Consider the following 16198-nt stretch of genomic DNA (forward strand, 5'->3'; position numbering starts at 1 on the left):
GTTGCTTTTTGCTGACTTTCAAGGGCGGTAACGCTTTGGGCATGCTTCGCTAAAGCAGATCGTATGCCTGTTAATTCTCTGACGATGCACTAGGTCGCCGGTGAAGCCACCGCGGCCCGCAACCGCAGTTGCTCCAAACAAAGATCGATTCCGGCGGCATCGAGCTGATGAACATCCACTCCCTGCCCCAAATCCTGCAGCAGCAGTACCGTCAACTCGCCCCCCAAATGCTCGCGGAATTCCTCCAAACCTTCGAGCACTCTCCGACGTCCACTGGCATCACGAAGCTCCAATGTCTCGTCCCATAGTGTGAGCTTGAGAGTTTCAAGAACTCGAAGAATGCGTTCTGCAGCCGCCTCTTCAAGCCAACCTCCATGGGTCGAATAGAGGGTATCCAGCGCCAGTCCAATGGCCACGGCATGGGCATGGCTCAACCGAAACTCGCTCAACTGCTCAAGCTTGTGCGCCGCCCAATGTCCGAAGTCGAGAGGCCGACTGCTACCCGTTTCAAAAGGATCGCCCCCTTCGGCAATATGCTGGGCGTGAGCCAGCGCCGACCTTTCCACGCATTCTTCGAAATACGGAGATTCCAGAGCCGCCAACTGGGCCCCGTGCTCCTCGATCCATCGGAAGAAGTCACCATCCCGGACGAGCGCCACCTTGACCGCTTCGATCAATCCCGAACGCTGAGTTTCCTCATCCTGAGAGCAGAGGAAGGCAAAGTCGTTGATCACGGCGAAAGGCACGGAAAACGCGCCCACCCAGTTCTTTTTCCCGAACGCATTGATCGCGCACTTCACCCCCACTCCACTGTCGTCCTGAGACAGGGTCGTTGTCGGAAAACGAACCAGACGCACCCCGCGATGTGCCGTCGCGACCGCAAACCCAGCCGCATCCAAAAAGGCTCCCCCTCCCACCACCAGGACGTAGGAATGCCGGTCAATGTGCTCCGCATCGATTTCCGTCCAGATTTCCCGAACCAACCGGTCGTCGGCCTTCACCGTCTCGCCACCCGGGAGGATCCTCACTCCTCGCCAATCGTATCCGAGATCGGCAAAGTAGGCGCTGATTTGCCGAGTCAAACCCGGCCAGGCATCCACCACCGCTCTTTCGACCAGGACCAAGACTCGACGACCTCCGCCTTCATCAAGAATCTCCCTTAGCAGTGGGTTGGATGCATCAAAAGCATTCCGGGTGAAACAAACGCGGTGCTTGAAGTGAACCGGGATCTGGAAATCGTGACGGGGCATCGGACAACGGAGAGAAGCTGGCTTCCCTACGCCGATTTCGCCAACCATCTTTGCGCAATGATCGAAACGCTTTACGAATCTCGCTGGCTGGGAGTGTATCGAAACGGACACTGGGACTTCGTCCGGCGACCCAACTCCGATGCTGCCGTGGGAGTCTTGGCCGTCACTTCGGACGCCAAAGTGTTGCTGGTCGAGCAGTTCCGCATTCCCATGCAGAAACGGGTCATCGAAATCCCCGCAGGCCTCGTCGGCGATGAAGAAGAATTCCGCGGTGAAGACCTCTCCGAAACGGCCCGGCGAGAATTGATTGAGGAAACCGGCTACCAGGCCGAATCGATGGTTCCCCTCATGAGCTCTCCCACTTCAGCGGGGATGACCTGCGAAACCACCCATCTCTTCCTCGCCAGCGGACTGACCCGCGTTGGCCCTGGTGGCGGGACCGGCTCAGAGGACATCACGGTGCATGAAGTCCCCTTGGTTGAAATGCGGAGCTTCCTGCGGGCGAAGGAAAATCAGGGCTGCCTAGTCGATTTCAAGATCCAGGCTGCCCTCTGGGAAGCAGGTCTTTGAGCAGGATCAAGCTTCAGTCCACTCGCCAAACTTGCGGAACTTATCGTAGCGAGCATCCAGACGCTTCTTCACCGATAGCTTCGAGAGCTCATCAATGGCGGCCCCCACCGCCTCCGAAAAGGCGAGCGCTGCCGCCCGATGATCGTGGTGGGCACCCCCTTCCGGCTCCTTCACCACTCCGTCGATCAACCCCATCTCAAGCAAATCGGGGGCGGCCAATTTCATCGCCTCGGCAGCCTCAGGTGCGTGTTTGCGATGCTTCCACAGGATCGCGGCACAGCCTTCCGGACTGATCACCGAATAATAAGCATTTTCCATCATCAGCACGCGATCCGCGACCCCGATGCCCAATGCCCCTCCGGATCCACCTTCGCCCAGAACGATGGCAATGATCGGCACCTTGAGCAGCATCATTTCCCGCAGATTGTAGGCGATCGCCTCCGCGATATTGCGTTCTTCCGCCCCAATGCCAGGAAAGGCACCGGGCGTATCGATCATCGCCACCACCGGAAGATTGAATTTCTCGGCAAGCTTCATCAGCCGCAGCGCCTTGCGATATCCCTCAGGATGGGCGCTTCCGAAATTTCTCCGCAGGTTCTCTTTCGTGTCGCGGCCTTTCTGGTGGCCGATCACCACCACCTTGCGTCCCCCCAGAGTCGCGAACCCACCTGGCATCGCTTCATCATCACCAATCCGGCGGTCACCATGGAGTTCGCAGAAATCGGTGAAGACCTGGGCGAGATAGTCGAGCATGAAGGGGCGCTGGGTGTGACGGGCAATCTGAACCCGCTGCCACGGGCTCAAATTCAAATAGATGCTGCGACGGGTTTCCGCCAGCTTTGCTTCCATCGTCGTGATTTCCACGGACATATCGATGTCCTGAGAGTCCGCCTTGGCACGGAGTTTTTCGAGCTCGCGCTCAAGTTCGACGATCGGCTTTTCGAATTCCAACAGCTGCATGAGAATCTTCAGAAGAGAATGGAGGACCGTGGCGGCCACGGCGTCGTGGGGAAAGGCTAGCGTCCGCTGTGACGGATTTCCACCTCATTCCCCGGTCGAAGAAGAAGCGCAAGTTCCTCCAGATACTCGGGCTTCAAATAAATCCCCGCAGCAAGCCCCTCGTCGCCCGAAGGAGCGACCTCTGGAGCCACGGTGATCTCGGCGTTCGGCTTGGAGAGCGTCAAGACCTTGGTCGCCCCGCGATAGTTGGCATGGCTCGGTGGAATGCGGCGGCCATCTTTTTCACCGGCCTTCGACTCGATCTTGGTGACCCGCGAACTGCCTAGGCCCACCATCTCTTCCGCAGGGAACTCTGCGATGAAACCATCGCCCTTCCACAAAGACACCACCCGCCGCTCAGGCTCCACCAACAACTTAAAATCCAAAGGCATCAGCAACAGCTCGTCATCCGGCTGCAAGTTCCCCAATCCAAACAAACCATTGAGGTAAACGATCATGTCCAACGAGGTGTCGTGACGGGAGGCGATCGCCAAATAGGAGTCCCCCCGCCGCACCTTGTAGAGAATCTTGTTGTCGGTCTTCGCCGGATCCAGCAGATCGTCGAGGTTCATCTCGCTAAGGATTCTGCGAGTTTCCGGAGCCACTGCCGAGTGCGGGAACTGGGTGGAAATCTGGTTCAAGCGGTCCCTCGCCACGGTCAAGTCACCAACCGCCAGGGACTGCCGTGCTTTCTCGAAAAGTTTGGCTCCCGGATCGATCTCCGGAGAATCCGCCGAGGGCTTCGGCAATGCCACCACTGGCGCTGTCGTCGGAGCCACAGGAATCCAACGAGCCAACACGCCTGGTAGCGGTTCCTCGCGGACGTGATGAATCACCAGTAAGGTGATCACGACCACGGCCGCCACCACCAGACCGGCAAGTATCCGGATCAAGGTCCACAAACTCATCGGCGCGGATGATTCAGAGAAGCCCCCGACGCTGGAAGTCGAATCCGTTGATCGGCATCGAATGCTCAATCATTTCCAACACAAATTTGAAGAGGGAGACTTCCCACACGTCATCGACCCCCTCAATGATCGCCAACGCAGGATTCCCTCGCTTGCGGGCGTCTTCCAGAACCTGTGCGCGCACTTCGTCCAGAGAGGTGTGCACCCGCTCTTCGACGACTTTTCCGCGGGAAAACCGAAATCCATATTGGAGAAATGCCAAAGAATGCCCGGCCTCTCGCATCTTCGAAACAAGCCGGTCAAAGCGCTCCCGAGCGCGCTCGTCAAACCCCTCCATCTCGATCGAGTCGAACCGATCCGGACGCACCAAGCGTGGCCGCACCGCTTCCAACGAACCCGTCCGGACGCAGACCGTGCCGACACTGTCCATCGGCTCGCTCAGCACGAGGAATTCAAAGCTCGTATCTCCAAAGGTATCGATCCGTCGATCCGGCGTGAGCAGGACACGGGTCGTCTCCATCGCGTATTGAACGTCGTCGCGGGAAGGCATGATTCCAAGATCCCCCGGTTTCCGAGGAGTGCAAAGCACGAGAGGCGGACCCGTCTCCGGGCCCGCCCCGCGGGAAAATCTCTCAGTGAGAGAAAACCTCAGCCCTGAGCGCCTTGGACGTAGGTGATCACGTCACCGACGGACTGAAGCTTCTCAGCTTCTTCATCCGGCACTTCGATTTCGAACTCTTCTTCGAAGGCCATGACCAGTTCGACGGTATCGAGTGAGTCTGCACCGAGGTCCTCGATAAACTTGGCTTCAGGGGTCACCTGATCGGCATTCACGCCGAGCTGGTCGACGATGATATCTTTGACGCGTTCTTCGATGCTCTTGTCAGACATGGGGATGTGCTTGTGGTAAATTGCGTTGGGGAGGGATTACGCGATGCCAACCCGGCAATGCAACCTCGAAAAAGGGGCTGTCACGCACCGCTTTCCGGTGATTCCGCCGACTCGGTTTCCGAAGAGTGCTCGTAGTCGATGACCTCACCCGAGAATCCAGCCAAGATCGCCTTCATCAGCCTCTCCGCCGGCTGGCCATGCTCCTCCTTAAATCCCCCGTAGGTCAATCCATCGATACGGATCTTTCGCTCGCCACCCTTCCCATCAGGGGCCCACGCAAAGGCCAAACCCTTGTTCTGCCAACGCCTTAAATCAATTCGCGTCAGATCTTTGACGGCCACCGGAGCTCCTCCAGCTGGCTGAAAAACCCCGTCGTTCAGTCGTAGGGATCGCCCCAACGTCCGAATCAAAATGACCAACGCCGCCACGACCAGCCCCAGACAAATCCAGAACACCACCCATTGCTCGAAGATCTTCTGGGCAATAAAATCATGCTCCGGAACCTTCGTTTTCATGCCGACCGACTCCCGATAAGGGTCAAAAAGTTGCGAGCGAGGATTCTCGGAAGCCGCCGCCATGGCCTCCGCATCCTGCAGAATCTCCGGCCAAGCGACCCTATCCGGAGTGCCCTCCGGCAAGATCGATCGATCCTCAGGAAGCTCGATCTGCTGGCTCGCCGCATAGCTTTTCCATTCTGCTGGAGTCATTTCCCCCTTCCGCGCTGCAAACTCGTTGGAAGCGCGTTCGAAGCCCCGCCACATGTAGTAGGCGTAGTTCTGGTCTCGGTAGCCCCACTTTCCATCCTTGAAGAACATCGCCGCGAACACGCCGAACATCAGCAACATCGCCACGGCGCGAAGGAGGAACCAGGGGGTGGGTTTGCAAACAATCGGCTCGCTCATGAAATCGAAGTCATCAGCACCCAATCCGCCCAGCACCTCCTTGGCAAGCCTGCGCTGGAGGCAAAGCCCTTTGACGACCTGCTCCGCCCGTTCCACACTGGCGCCGCCCCATGGCCTTCTCGACGACACTTCAAGATTCTCTGGATCGCCCAAGCCCGCTGCTTCGGCGCTTCCAATCCCTCATCGAACCCTGTGACGACGCGCGACTGCGCGCCATGACCCAACAGGCTCGGCAGCTGACACGCCGCCATTTCGGGCGCACCATGCGCCTTTTCGCCCCGCTTTATGTCTCCAATGAGTGCGTCAATAATTGCACCTACTGTGGTTTCTCTCGCGACAATCCCATCCTGCGCACCACGCTGACCGTCGACCAGGTCGTTCGGGAAGCGCGTCACCTCCACCAGCTCGGCTTTCGACACATCCTCCTCGTTGCTGGGGAGCACCCAAAATTCGTCTCAGACGGATACCTGCAGGAATGCCTCGATGCCCTTCGGAGCTTCGTTCCCACGCTGGCACTTGAAGTCGGCCCCATGGAAGATCCGCAATATGCTGAGATCGTCTCCCACGGCGCCGAAGGCCTCGTCGTCTATCAGGAGACCTACGTCGAGGACGTCTACAACCAGCTCCATACCTCCGGCCCGAAGCGCCGATATGATTGGCGTCTGGATTGCCCCGAACGCGCCTATCGCGGGGGATTCCGCCGCATTGGATTGGGCGCTCTCTTCGGCTTGGCGGATTGGAAAACCGAGGCTATGAGCCTCGCCGCCCACCTCGAATACCTCCTCAAACATTGCTGGAAGGCCCAACTCACCGTCGCCTTCCCACGGATGCGGCCGTATGCCGGAAACTACCAATACGCTCCAGACCCGAACTTGTATTTGTCCGATCGCGCCTTGATCCAGCTCATCGCGGCCTTCCGGCTGATTTTCCCTCAAGTCGGCACGGTGCTCTCCACTCGCGAACCCGCTCCCTTACGGGATGCTCTTGCTCCCCTGGGAGTCACCCACATGTCGGCAGGCGCACGCACCGAACCCGGCGGCTACACTGGAGCCGGGCACGAAGACCTCCATCTCACCGTGCGCGGACGCCGAGTCGAAATGGAAACCCGCAGTGGCTGCGAACGGGCCACCGAGCAGTTCAAGATCGATGACACCCGCAGCCCGGCGGAGATCGCCGCCATGCTCCGGGCCCAGAACCTCGAACCGGTCTGGAAGGACTGGGACGACGCCATCCTGAACGAAGTCCCCGCCTCGACCGTTTCCTGACCATGACCATCACCCTCAACGGCGAAGCCAAGGAACTGCCGGGATCGGAAATGCCACTCCCCGAGCTACTTGAGCACCTCGGCCTCGGAGGAAAGCCGGTCGTGATCGAGCTCGACCGCGAGGCCCTGCCTCCTGGCGACCACGCGAAGCGCCAAGTCACCGACGGCTCCGTGATCGAGATCGTCATGATCGCCGCAGGTGGCTGAAATTCACGCCCCGGCTTCCCCTGATCATTGATTATTCCTTGTCGATCATTGGATATTTCCCCTCCCCAAGCCGCAGCATCACCTGCGCCACCACATCGTCCATATCCAGATACTTGTAGGTCGCCAGCCTCCCCACGAAAGTCACATCCTGCTCCGCCTTCGCCGCTTCCCAATACCTTCGGAACCGCTCCGGATTTCCCCCGAACGGCTTCGGATACATCCGGACGTTCTTTCCATCCCACTCGCACGGATACTCCCGCCCGATCACGGTCCACTCCACATCCTGATCCAACCAGTGAGAGTGATCCACCGCACGCGTCCACGGATTCACCCGGTTGCATTCGTTGATCTGGAAATGCTCGCGCTTCGCCTCCGTGGCGTATTCGAACTCCAGCGACCGATATTCCAGCGTTCCCAACGCCCTCCGGAAGTAGTCATCGAGCGACCCGGTGAACACGACGTGGTCCGCCTTCGCCCCGCGCCAATCATCCTCGCCACAACCCAGATGCACCGGAATGCCTTCCAGCATCGTCTCAAACATCCGGGTAAAACCCTCCGTCGGAATCCCCTGCCAACGGTCCAGATGATACCGGCAATCCCGCCCTTCGCGGCGTTTCGGCACCCGGCCGGTGATCGATGACGGAATCTCCGCCCACGGGATTCCCCAATGCTTCTCGCTGTAGTCCACAAACAACAAATCCCGGATCTCTTCCGGTGACAGTTCTCCCACCCGCTCCGCGGAAACGTCGTTGAAGGGAATTGGAATCACCCCCAGCTGGGTGTTCGCCACCACGCAGAAGTTCGGATCCCGAAAGGTGGCGAAGCGGTTCACGAATTCCCACACCTCTGCCTTGTCGGTGTGGAAACAATGCGGCCCAAAGCGCTGCACCAGCACCCCGCGATCCCATTCGTCAAAGCAGTTGCCTCCGACATTCTCCCGCGACTCGAACACCTCGACCTGGTGCCCCGCATCCACCAGTAGGCGGGCGGCCACGGCCCCTGCGAGTCCGGCTCCTACGACCGTGATCCTCATGGCCGTCTGGAGTCTCCTTCCACCAGCGCCAAACCTTTTTCGGTATCGATCAGCACAACCTTCATTCCTCGTCTCTCCATCTCAGCCAACGTCGCTTGTTCTGCTGGACGCTTCGCATCGTGCAGCAGGAGCCGTCCACACTGCTCCAGTGCCCACTCGCACGGCCCCAGCCAGGACATCGTTTGTTCCTCCCGAAGTGGCGGACCGTCCACAAAGACCAGATCCGGCTGGAAGCACTCGACTTCCCGACCCGGAACCGCGTTTTCGGAGCAGAAGTCCAGCGTCAAACGACCCTCCCCAAAAAAACGTGCCGCCACCTTATGCAGCCATTCCTGGCTATGCTCGAATGACATCACCTCGCATCCGGCGTCCAAGAATGCCAAGGTCGAGTCTCCCGTACCAAATTCCACGACCCGCTTGATCCCGTTCTCACGACAATAGCTCACGAGGAAGCGGTAGTCGTCAGCAAGAATGGACCATCCATCGAAACCCGCCCTGCCAATCCGAGGGTAAGGATCGGGGCCACGCTCACAGATAGCCCGATGAACCTCCCCATCCTTCACCGGATGAGAGATCCCACGCATCCACCGATCCACTTCAGGACGAAAGCGGAATGCCCCCAGATGCGGAGCCGTCCTCGGATGCTCTTTCCAGTCGAGGCACAACATCCCCGACCTTTTGGCAAGCGAGGCAAACAAGATCTCGTGCAGAAGCATGCGCCCCCGATCTTTCCGAAATTGCAGCACCTCTCTTACCAACTCGGGCCGCAGCCGGCACAGAGGCACGAATGCCCTCCATGGCTCTGAGACATCATCTTCCTTCGTCAGAAGCTCCCACCAGTGCCATCCGGGCTCTTCGCCTCTGGATACCACATCGGTTGCCGCTAAACCTGGATTCAGCCGCCGGGTGGCCGCCAACAAGCTGGTGAAATCCTCCGCGTCACCCGCGACATCCTCTTCCACGAACCAGACCGCTTCTTCGGGATCATAGCTATGCTCCAAATGAGCCAATGCTCGCTCCCACGCAGTCGTATCTGGGATTGCAGATGTCGTCGCTCCGACGAATGCCTCTGCCTCTTCATCGGGAATCCAAACGTGGTCGCCGGGAAGCTCTCCCGCCGGTGGGATCTCATCCACCACCACCTCGACCTTTCCCAGCGGTCCCGTTACACGGAGCAAGTCCGCCGCGGCACCCCCGCACCTGCGGGCAAGAATCAGGAAACGTTCCCGAGCAGGGACCTCAGGTCGCTTCGTTCCGACTTCGCACCGCTCTCTTTTCCGCCCAAGGATCCCTTTGGACCGAGCCAGCTCCCAATAACGGGATAGCCATTCGGTGTTCGCCTCCAGTGCCTCTCGTTGAGGATAGTAGGCGAAATGGGAAACCAGCGCATCTCCAACGATGACGTTACGTCGGCCCAGTTGCCTTGGGATCTCCTCCGTCAAACAGATCTCTTCGCTATCGCTCATTCGATCGCGGATCGTTCCATTGTCCTCTCCGAACCACGCCATGCAATTGATTGAAAAGCGCTCATAGCTAACCAGCTCCCATGGCTGAAACTTGAACCGGTCCAACTGCTGAGTCTCTATTACCTCGAAGAACCGCCGATGCACCTCGTCAGCCGTCTCCCAGCGCCGCCACGAGTGCTCGCCGCAACAAGTGTATTCGAGAAATGGAGATGGCGGCAGCGCTCCGAGCCGCTGATGGAGGTGAGAGCACAGCGAATTGTTCAGCGTATTCGCAAACACTAGGAAGAACTCGGGATGATCGATTCGGAAATCCAGCAAGCACTGAATCGCATCGTCGGCCATCCAGACAATGTCGTCGTCGAAGCGGAGGTAAATCGTCTTTGGGTCGTCCTCCAAGAGCCGCCAGAACGAAGCAAGGCGGAGGCCCCCCATTCCTCTGCCGTATGGCGTGGGGCTCTCCACTTTGACGAAAAAATCACCATGTTCCGCACAGTACCGATCTACAGCCGCAAGATCATCCTCGTCTTCCGTGTTCATCCACAACTGATGCCGATCAATCAAACCACAACGTTGCGTGAACGACGTTAGCAGGTCGAAGTACCTCGCCCGTCCAAAACACGTTACTGCAACAACTTTGCGCCCCCGAAACATTACCGTTGAGATGAAAACGAAGCATCCAATCCGTCACCTTAAGCTCAGGCTTGATCCACAGAATGCCCGGAAGACACCGACCTCGCCCGCCCACCCTCAATAATTTTACACACACCCATTGAAATTAAGGCGCTAAATCCGATGCTGCCTGTTCTCCGAAAAGCTTCTCGGCAGATGCCCGATCTTCGATTGTGATTTCCCGAATTTGAAAACCAGTAACAGGATCAAAATACTGAGCTACCATCTCCAATGGCCTTCCCTTTTCCACTTTACGCCTCTGAATATATATATCCGATTTCCCAAAATAGCCACGCAAACCCTCCACATGAAGCCCATTAAAAATCTCTTCTGCCTTATCATTTCGAATGACTGCCAATTCTCTCTTCAGCCCCTCTATCACCTTCTCTGATTGCTCTGCATTTCCTTGAATATAAAAACAATCCCACTCCTCTCCATAATTTATGTGCGCCCTAGAATCCTCTTTCAATCCATCCTTCATTATTTTGTCGACTTTTGAAGAAGCCAGGATGAACGCACGTTGCGCTTCTCGAATTTGATGATCCGAAATACCCAGCTTCTTCCATGCGCTATCAACAAATGACCCATCCGGATTGACAAGCTGAAGATTTGATCCATTTGAGAACATTCCGGAATTGTCCATTTCCCTATTAAAGTCGTTGGCGAAAAACTCGGCCGCGGAAGGATTACGCTGAAACATTTGCCCTTCCCGGCTATCACCCTGATCAAAATTAGGATTAAACCCCATAGACCCAACATTCAACACACAAAAACCAAGCAATCCAATCCCACAGCCAACAAGCACGGAAAAAATCAACTTAACAGGACGAATGCGACTCATAGACCTTCAAACTTATCAGTGAACATACTGCCAAACTTCGACCAATAACTAATAGGATCAGTCGTTGCCCCCTTGAACAGTTTCCGACTATCACGAGGATCGCTGACGACGAAATCAAAGGCTGCCTTTCTTTCGCCCAGTATATCCTGAATATGCAAAGTCATCTCAAGATCGTAACGCCCTAAACCTGCAAAGTGGACCTCTTTCTCAAGGTATGGCAAAAGCACTCTCGCGGCCCCATGACCAGCAATTGAAGAAATCTGTTTCGAAAGTTCAGCTTTAAATTCTTCGGCGACTGCACTTGAACCAGGAATTTTGTAGGTTCCAAGGTTCAGTTGCCCGTCACCTTCAGCTATCTGTACTGCACGACTCTCAAACTTCCGAGACTCATCCTCCCATACTCGTTCAATGGATCTTTGAACTTCTTCTCTCTTATCCATGGGAATTCCAGCAAGATCCAGTAGCTTCGGATTCATTTTCCCGGTATCGAAATACAACCGAAATGCAGGACCATGAAATACTTCTCTCTCGTCTGATGCTCGAATTGAAGTCTTAGCGAGGTCGGAGTCAGATTTCTCACCGAAGCGAGGGCCAGATTCTGAGAGCGAAATCGAATCACTACCCACTTGGCTGCCTGCCTGTGATTGATGATCGAGAGTGATTAAACCCCTCCCAATAAGCATGACAACAAAAGCAAATACGACAGCCGTGATGAGATACAGCCAATTTTCTTTGATCTTTCTATTGAGATTGAATAACATAATAGATCCTACCAACAACAAATACCACTCACACCTCCCATGCCCACGCATTCATTTTTTCCCTCCCTGATTGCGAAGACACATTACTTAACACCGCGCCCGGCACCCCCCCGATATACTCCTGCCTCTTAACGTTCTTCGACAAATACACCTCACCCTTTGCATATGAATCGTGACTACTAGCACCATAATCAGTTATTACTAAAGCAACCCACACCCTGGTCGTTACAAGCACATCCACCAAAGGATCCTCGAAAACCCCCTCGTCCTCCCACTCAGTCGTCTCAAGAATTAGTTTGGTGTAAGCTCCCTGGTCGGAATCAAACTCAACGTTTCCGGAAAAAACGCACCCCGTCAAAATTTCTCCCGTCACTGTTACCGGGCTAGTGTCAAATGTTCCCGAACTACCATCTACCCATCCGGTCGCTTTCAATTCTAGGGTTTTCGACTTGGTCGGCGCGCCTGCCGGGCTGCACGAAACTGAAATTTTTCCTTTGCAGTTGCCGATTTGGACAAAACTAGGATGTTCCTTGTAGGCGTCGTTAGGACTAGCGGCCACCAATTTAGAACAGGATCCATTGCTGGAGGTCCCTTGAGCACTGGCGGTTGACGCCATAGACCAAGCAACTGTTGTAGCAATGGTTGCCCCGCCTGTTCGTTTGATGAAAAGCCTTCTGGTGACTGATTGGTCTGCTGAGCCTGTTGGGCGCTCAGCGATGGCAGCGGCAGGCGTGAGGAATGACTTATTTTTCACGATAGGCGTTTGTTACTTCAAACCACTTCATTGATGCAAGAACATCTTTTGGGTCCTACTGGAGTTTTAATGGGCGGAATCGTGTTCGCAGCGTCGGTTGGGGCGCGTTAAGAAGCGGGGCATGATAGGAGATTTGGCTTCACATTTCGCTCTGCTTCTGGGCTTGAACGATGGCTGGAAGGTAGAAGTGGTGGCCCTGGACATGGAGAACAAGAAGTTCCGTATCCGAGTGAGCTGCCTTGGCAAAGGGTTAGCTTATCCATGCCGCGGAGAGTCTCCGCCGCGGGCGGACCTTGCGTCGAAGCGCACATGGCGGCTTCTGAACACAATTCAGTTCGAGACCAAGCTCCGGGCGCGGGTTCCGCGCCCGAACTGCGAGAGGTGTGGAGGGATGACTTGCAAGGTGCCGCGGGCGGGCAGGCACAGCCCGCTCACGTGGATGTTCGAGACCTTCGCCGTGCAGGCGTCCACCGTGTTGGCGTCGAAGAACGCGGCCAATGATGGAGGCAGCGGCGAAGGTGTTCGTAATCTGCTGCGACGCGTCACACCGGATTAGGCTGGCGAAGTGGGACTTCTCGAAGATCCGTCGCGGAGGCATCGACGAGAAAAGCTTCCCTCATACCACGACCACGTCTCGACGCTCTGCGGCTTGGACGGCTTACGGGTCATCTAGGTCAGGGCAGACGTACCGACGAGGACGCCGTCAAGCCCTTTGCTATACTTCCCGAGGAGGTGCGTGGGGAGATCAAGACGGTGACAATGTGGCCGGCCTTCATCAGCGCCGCCAGGGGGGATGCTCCCCAAAGCCGACGTCGTCTTCGACCGTTTCCCCGTCTCCAGGCACATGGGCGAGGCGGTCGATGCCATGCGCCGGGGTGTGCACAAGTTTCTGGCTAAGCTTTGTGACAGCCACATGAAGGGCTTTCTCTACTTCTGGGTGCGTTGCGCGGAGGGAATCCGTCTCGAATAGCACAAGGCCTTCGAATTCCTTCGTGATCCCGCGTATGCAAGGAACACCGCGCGAGCCGGGGCAATCAAGGAGTTACTTAGCGAGTTTTGAGACTGCCGCAACGTGCCCTTTGCCGAAGCCCACTTCGAGCACTTGCACGGATGGGCAAGCCGCTCCCGACATGCCCCAGGTCGAAAAGGTCGTCCCCAAGCTCAAACGCCATCTCACCGGCCTGCTCCCCAATTGCAGGCAACTTGAACCACCAACGCGGCAACCGAAGGCTTTAACAGCGGAATCCAAGCGTCCAAGGGTGCCACGAGGGGCTTCAGGAATTTCGAGCATCACCGTATTCGCATCCTATTCTTCTGCGGCCACCAGTCGCTGAGACTCTATCCCGCCCACTACTACCTCGGACGAGCCAGTAAAAGGTGCCTTGGCATTTTTCACATTTCTGCTCTTCTGGCAGAAATGAATCTAGCGATTACCACTATACTGACTTCACAAGGGTATAAGCAATGGAGAAGCTGCGGAAAAACTTGGATTTCATCTTTACTCCGGCATCAATGGGAAGGCAAAATTGCCGTATATCGTAATTTTCCTCAATTACTATTCCCTGTCTCACGAACTGACCTCTTCGAAAAGGATCTCCCTCTCCTTCTCGATTCAGAGCGAGCCGCCCAGCAGCCGGTGGCATGGAAACAAATCGCCAGAAATCATCAATTGACGGGTGCGGCAGAACTCTACCGAGATCTAGATTATAATTGGGTGGTTTTTGCTGACGCGGACTGCGTAGCCCTTCGCAATCTCGATCACCTCTTTGATTCGGATGCCGATGGGCTCGTATCCCTTCGCGACGGACTTCCAGATCCGGGATTCTTCGCAATACGAGCCAAGCGTGTTGGAGAATTCCTCGACATTCTACAACCCTCAATGAATCTCACCGCCAAAGCTCTAGGGGCGACGCTGCGTAAGAGTGGCTGGAGAATTAAGAACTTCGAGCGCGGCGAGGTCCTTCGGCCGGGCGATCCGGGCGTCAACCTTTCCCATCTCGGAGCAGCCGCCGTGGTTCATTTCTCCAGATTGGACTTACTGACCAGACAGCGGCTTGCCTTCGGCTTCCACATGATGGCCGTCTATGGCGATAAAGATGGTCTTTTTCAGGACATCCTTGAAGCATGACGTCATTAATGGAGAGCCTCCCGTAGCCACCCTATGGATATTGAAAACACCTTTCCCCTTCGCTACTGGATCAATCTCGGACGAAGGAGCGACCGCAGAGGGGAGACTGAGTGGCAACTTCGAACCGCCAGAATAACCGCAGAACGCTTTCCGGCAATTGACGCCCTCTATGTTCGCGGAATGTCTCTGGAACGAATCCCCGCCCCGCCAGGCGATAAAGCGCTAACGGCTCCGGCGATAGTGCGCGGATACGACGACGCAGGCCGTTACGCACTTGCTCTGACTCAGCGTCTCGCAATCCGTCGGGCGAAGTTGAGGCGGGCGGAAGCCGTCCTGCTCCTTGAGGACGATGTCATCTTCCATCCCAATTTCCGTGCACTCGCTGAGGGTATCGATCTTCCGGATGACTGGGGGATGTTTTTTCTAGGGTGCAAGCATGTCGAGGAACCCATTCCCTGCGCGCCGGGCGTGGTCCGCGTCACACACGCCATTGACACTCATGCGGTCGCGATTCGACAACCTTACTTCAACCGGGTGATCGGAGCGCTTGACGCTCACGGAAAACCGACACCTGACCATCCTCTCGCCTCAGATCGCTTTCTGGCCGCACTCCAAAAAGAGATCCCCTCCTACGCATGCTTCCCCAACTTGGCGTGGCAAGCGACCGACTCCTCCGATCTATTGCACCAGACCTATAGTTCCTACCATCTCGCGGGCACTCAAAAGGCCGGACTGGACCTGATCGAGCGTACCTACGCCCGCATGGCGGGAATTCCCCTCGCCATGCCGGGAACGTGCTCACCCAAGCTAGGACTCCTGTTTCTGACTCGAGGCGATGTTCATCATCCAGATATCTGGCGGGAGTTCGTCGGGGAACACCCGGACAAGGTCAGGGTTTTCAGTCACCCGAAGACGCCTGACGCCACACAAGGAGGATTCCTGGAGGGAACAATCATTCCTGAGTATCACAAAACCGAATGGGGATCGGTCTCGTTGGTGAAAGCGAGCCTCGCTCTTCTCCGTACGGCTCTGGAGGACGAGAGGCTCACGCATTTCGTCCTCTTGTCGGAAAGCTGCATTCCTATCCGACCTTTGTCGGAGATGCTCCGACACCTCCGAAGAAAACCCCGCTCCCGATTCGGCTGGAAAGACCTAGAAAAATGCTCCGACCTGCAGCGGGGTAGAGCGGCTCATCTTCCCCAGATTCCGGACGGGTGCTGGAAGTTCCAATCCCAGTGGTGGCTTCTTGAGCGGCTTGCCGCGGAATGGGTAGCGAGAGCCGACTACACAGACGTGTTCGGAGGCATGCCCATCCCCGACGAAGCCTACTTCGCGACCGTTCTTTCGCTACTCGGTTACCCAGTCGATGACCGCGTGGTGAATCATGACATCACCTGGGCTGACTGGTCACGAAGCGCCGGGTCACCCGAAAGTTTCAGGTCGGTGGATTGGTTGACGGTCGAAACCATGGCGGAGTCCGGCGCTTGGTTTGCAAGAAAATTCCCACCCGACTCGGACATCGCCAAATGGGGGCTTCACCGAACAGAAATTTGAG

General features: G+C 56.5%; 17 protein-coding genes and 1 pseudogene. 7 read left to right on the plus strand and 11 right to left on the minus strand.

Annotated features, from left to right (window positions below; genetic code table 11):
- Positions 1 to 89: 89 nt before the first annotated feature.
- Positions 90 to 1250 carry a 3-dehydroquinate synthase gene (locus tag HNR46_RS19050; RefSeq protein ID WP_184021965.1) on the minus strand — a complete coding sequence of 387 codons (1161 nt, stop codon included), beginning with the start codon at positions 1248 to 1250 and terminating at the stop codon, positions 90 to 92.
- Between the two features lie 57 nt (positions 1251 to 1307).
- Here HNR46_RS19050 and HNR46_RS19055 point away from each other — a divergent pair, with 57 nt between their 5' ends.
- Positions 1308 to 1820 carry an NUDIX hydrolase gene (locus HNR46_RS19055; protein WP_184021968.1) on the plus strand — a complete coding sequence of 171 codons (513 nt, stop codon included), beginning with the start codon at positions 1308 to 1310 and terminating at the stop codon, positions 1818 to 1820.
- Between the two features lie 6 nt (positions 1821 to 1826).
- Here HNR46_RS19055 and HNR46_RS19060 read toward each other — a convergent pair whose 3' ends face one another.
- The 5 genes from HNR46_RS19060 to HNR46_RS19080 all read right to left on the minus strand — a co-directional run bounded on the left by HNR46_RS19060 (position 1827) and on the right by HNR46_RS19080 (position 5649).
- Positions 1827 to 2780: an acetyl-CoA carboxylase carboxyltransferase subunit alpha gene (locus tag HNR46_RS19060; RefSeq protein WP_184022063.1), complete on the minus strand. Its 954-nt coding sequence runs from the start codon at positions 2778 to 2780 to the stop codon at positions 1827 to 1829.
- A 56-nt stretch (positions 2781 to 2836) separates the two neighbouring features.
- Entirely contained in the window at positions 2837 to 3727 is an 891-nt protein-coding gene (locus HNR46_RS19065; RefSeq protein WP_184021971.1) for a LysM peptidoglycan-binding domain-containing protein, read from the minus strand.
- Positions 3728 to 3740: 13 nt separating this feature from the next.
- Positions 3741 to 4277: a hypothetical protein gene (locus HNR46_RS19070; protein ID WP_184021974.1), complete on the minus strand. Its 537-nt coding sequence runs from the start codon at positions 4275 to 4277 to the stop codon at positions 3741 to 3743.
- A 98-nt stretch (positions 4278 to 4375) separates the two neighbouring features.
- Positions 4376 to 4618: an acyl carrier protein gene (locus HNR46_RS19075; RefSeq protein ID WP_184021977.1), complete on the minus strand. Its 243-nt coding sequence runs from the start codon at positions 4616 to 4618 to the stop codon at positions 4376 to 4378.
- Between the two features lie 80 nt (positions 4619 to 4698).
- Complete coding sequence (locus tag HNR46_RS19080) at positions 4699 to 5649, minus strand: hypothetical protein (RefSeq protein ID WP_184021980.1); 951 nt, start codon at positions 5647 to 5649, stop codon at positions 4699 to 4701.
- Here HNR46_RS19080 and thiH point away from each other — a divergent pair.
- Entirely contained in the window at positions 5631 to 6785 is a 1155-nt protein-coding gene (gene thiH, locus HNR46_RS19085) for a 2-iminoacetate synthase ThiH (protein WP_184021983.1), read from the plus strand. The genes HNR46_RS19080 and thiH overlap by 19 nt on opposite strands.
- Positions 6786 to 6787: 2 nt before the next feature.
- Positions 6788 to 6991 carry a sulfur carrier protein ThiS gene (gene thiS, locus HNR46_RS19090; protein ID WP_184021985.1) on the plus strand — a complete coding sequence of 68 codons (204 nt, stop codon included), beginning with the start codon at positions 6788 to 6790 and terminating at the stop codon, positions 6989 to 6991.
- Between the two features lie 31 nt (positions 6992 to 7022).
- Here the strand turns inward: thiS and HNR46_RS19095 are convergent, their stop codons facing one another.
- The 5 genes from HNR46_RS19095 to HNR46_RS19115 form a co-directional block, all read right to left on the minus strand.
- The gene (locus HNR46_RS19095) at positions 7023 to 8024 is read right to left on the minus strand and encodes a UDP-galactopyranose mutase (RefSeq protein WP_184021988.1); all 1002 of its coding nucleotides are present in this window, start codon (positions 8022 to 8024) and stop codon (positions 7023 to 7025) included.
- Entirely contained in the window at positions 8021 to 10027 is a 2007-nt protein-coding gene (locus HNR46_RS19100) for an O-methyltransferase (protein ID WP_184021990.1), read from the minus strand. The genes HNR46_RS19095 and HNR46_RS19100 overlap by 4 nt, the downstream gene beginning before the upstream one ends.
- Positions 10028 to 10265: 238 nt before the next feature.
- Positions 10266 to 11000 carry a hypothetical protein gene (locus HNR46_RS19105; RefSeq protein WP_184021993.1) on the minus strand — a complete coding sequence of 245 codons (735 nt, stop codon included), beginning with the start codon at positions 10998 to 11000 and terminating at the stop codon, positions 10266 to 10268.
- Entirely contained in the window at positions 10997 to 11761 is a 765-nt protein-coding gene (locus tag HNR46_RS19110) for a hypothetical protein (protein ID WP_184021995.1), read from the minus strand. The genes HNR46_RS19105 and HNR46_RS19110 overlap by 4 nt, the downstream gene beginning before the upstream one ends.
- 28 nt (positions 11762 to 11789) lie before the next feature.
- Entirely contained in the window at positions 11790 to 12515 is a 726-nt protein-coding gene (locus tag HNR46_RS19115; RefSeq protein ID WP_184021998.1) for a hypothetical protein, read from the minus strand.
- 793 nt (positions 12516 to 13308) lie between these two features.
- Here HNR46_RS19115 and HNR46_RS19125 point away from each other — a divergent pair.
- From HNR46_RS19125 to HNR46_RS19135, 4 genes and pseudogenes are all read left to right on the plus strand, one after another.
- The gene (locus HNR46_RS19125; protein WP_184022002.1) at positions 13309 to 13485 is read left to right on the plus strand and encodes a transposase; all 177 of its coding nucleotides are present in this window, start codon (positions 13309 to 13311) and stop codon (positions 13483 to 13485) included.
- Positions 13486 to 13737: 252 nt separating this feature from the next.
- Positions 13738 to 13809, plus strand: a pseudogene (locus tag HNR46_RS21595) (hypothetical protein); the annotation flags it as partial.
- A gap of 123 nt (positions 13810 to 13932) precedes the next feature.
- On the plus strand, positions 13933 to 14643 hold the full coding sequence (locus HNR46_RS19130; protein WP_246418223.1) for a hypothetical protein: 711 nt from the start codon (positions 13933 to 13935) through the stop codon (positions 14641 to 14643).
- A 180-nt stretch (positions 14644 to 14823) separates the two neighbouring features.
- A complete protein-coding gene (locus tag HNR46_RS19135) occupies positions 14824 to 16197 on the plus strand; it encodes a beta-1,6-N-acetylglucosaminyltransferase (protein WP_184022004.1) in 1374 nt (457 codons plus the stop codon).
- Position 16198: the final 1 nt, after the last annotated feature.

This window comes from Haloferula luteola, assembly GCF_014201715.1.
In the GTDB taxonomy this organism is placed as follows: domain Bacteria; phylum Verrucomicrobiota; class Verrucomicrobiia; order Verrucomicrobiales; family Akkermansiaceae; genus Haloferula; species Haloferula luteola.

Coding starts and splice junctions, on each gene's coding strand:
- HNR46_RS19050 (WP_184021965.1), bottom strand. CDS start 1,250: ATGCCCCGTCACGATTTCCAGATCCCGGTTCACTTCAAGCACCGCGTT.
- HNR46_RS19055 (WP_184021968.1), top strand. CDS start 1,308: ATGATCGAAACGCTTTACGAATCTCGCTGGCTGGGAGTGTATCGAAAC.
- HNR46_RS19060 (WP_184022063.1), bottom strand. CDS start 2,780: ATGCAGCTGTTGGAATTCGAAAAGCCGATCGTCGAACTTGAGCGCGAG.
- HNR46_RS19065 (WP_184021971.1), bottom strand. CDS start 3,727: ATGAGTTTGTGGACCTTGATCCGGATACTTGCCGGTCTGGTGGTGGCG.
- HNR46_RS19070 (WP_184021974.1), bottom strand. CDS start 4,277: ATGCCTTCCCGCGACGACGTTCAATACGCGATGGAGACGACCCGTGTC.
- HNR46_RS19075 (WP_184021977.1), bottom strand. CDS start 4,618: ATGTCTGACAAGAGCATCGAAGAACGCGTCAAAGATATCATCGTCGAC.
- thiH (WP_184021983.1), top strand. CDS start 5,631: ATGGCCTTCTCGACGACACTTCAAGATTCTCTGGATCGCCCAAGCCCG.
- thiS (WP_184021985.1), top strand. CDS start 6,788: ATGACCATCACCCTCAACGGCGAAGCCAAGGAACTGCCGGGATCGGAA.
- HNR46_RS19095 (WP_184021988.1), bottom strand. CDS start 8,024: ATGAGGATCACGGTCGTAGGAGCCGGACTCGCAGGGGCCGTGGCCGCC.
- HNR46_RS19100 (WP_184021990.1), bottom strand. CDS start 10,027: ATGAACACGGAAGACGAGGATGATCTTGCGGCTGTAGATCGGTACTGT.
- HNR46_RS19105 (WP_184021993.1), bottom strand. CDS start 11,000: ATGAGTCGCATTCGTCCTGTTAAGTTGATTTTTTCCGTGCTTGTTGGC.
- HNR46_RS19110 (WP_184021995.1), bottom strand. CDS start 11,761: ATGTTATTCAATCTCAATAGAAAGATCAAAGAAAATTGGCTGTATCTC.
- HNR46_RS19125 (WP_184022002.1), top strand. CDS start 13,309: ATGCTCCCCAAAGCCGACGTCGTCTTCGACCGTTTCCCCGTCTCCAGG.
- HNR46_RS19130 (WP_246418223.1), top strand. CDS start 13,933: ATGAATCTAGCGATTACCACTATACTGACTTCACAAGGGTATAAGCAA.
- HNR46_RS19135 (WP_184022004.1), top strand. CDS start 14,824: ATGTCTCTGGAACGAATCCCCGCCCCGCCAGGCGATAAAGCGCTAACG.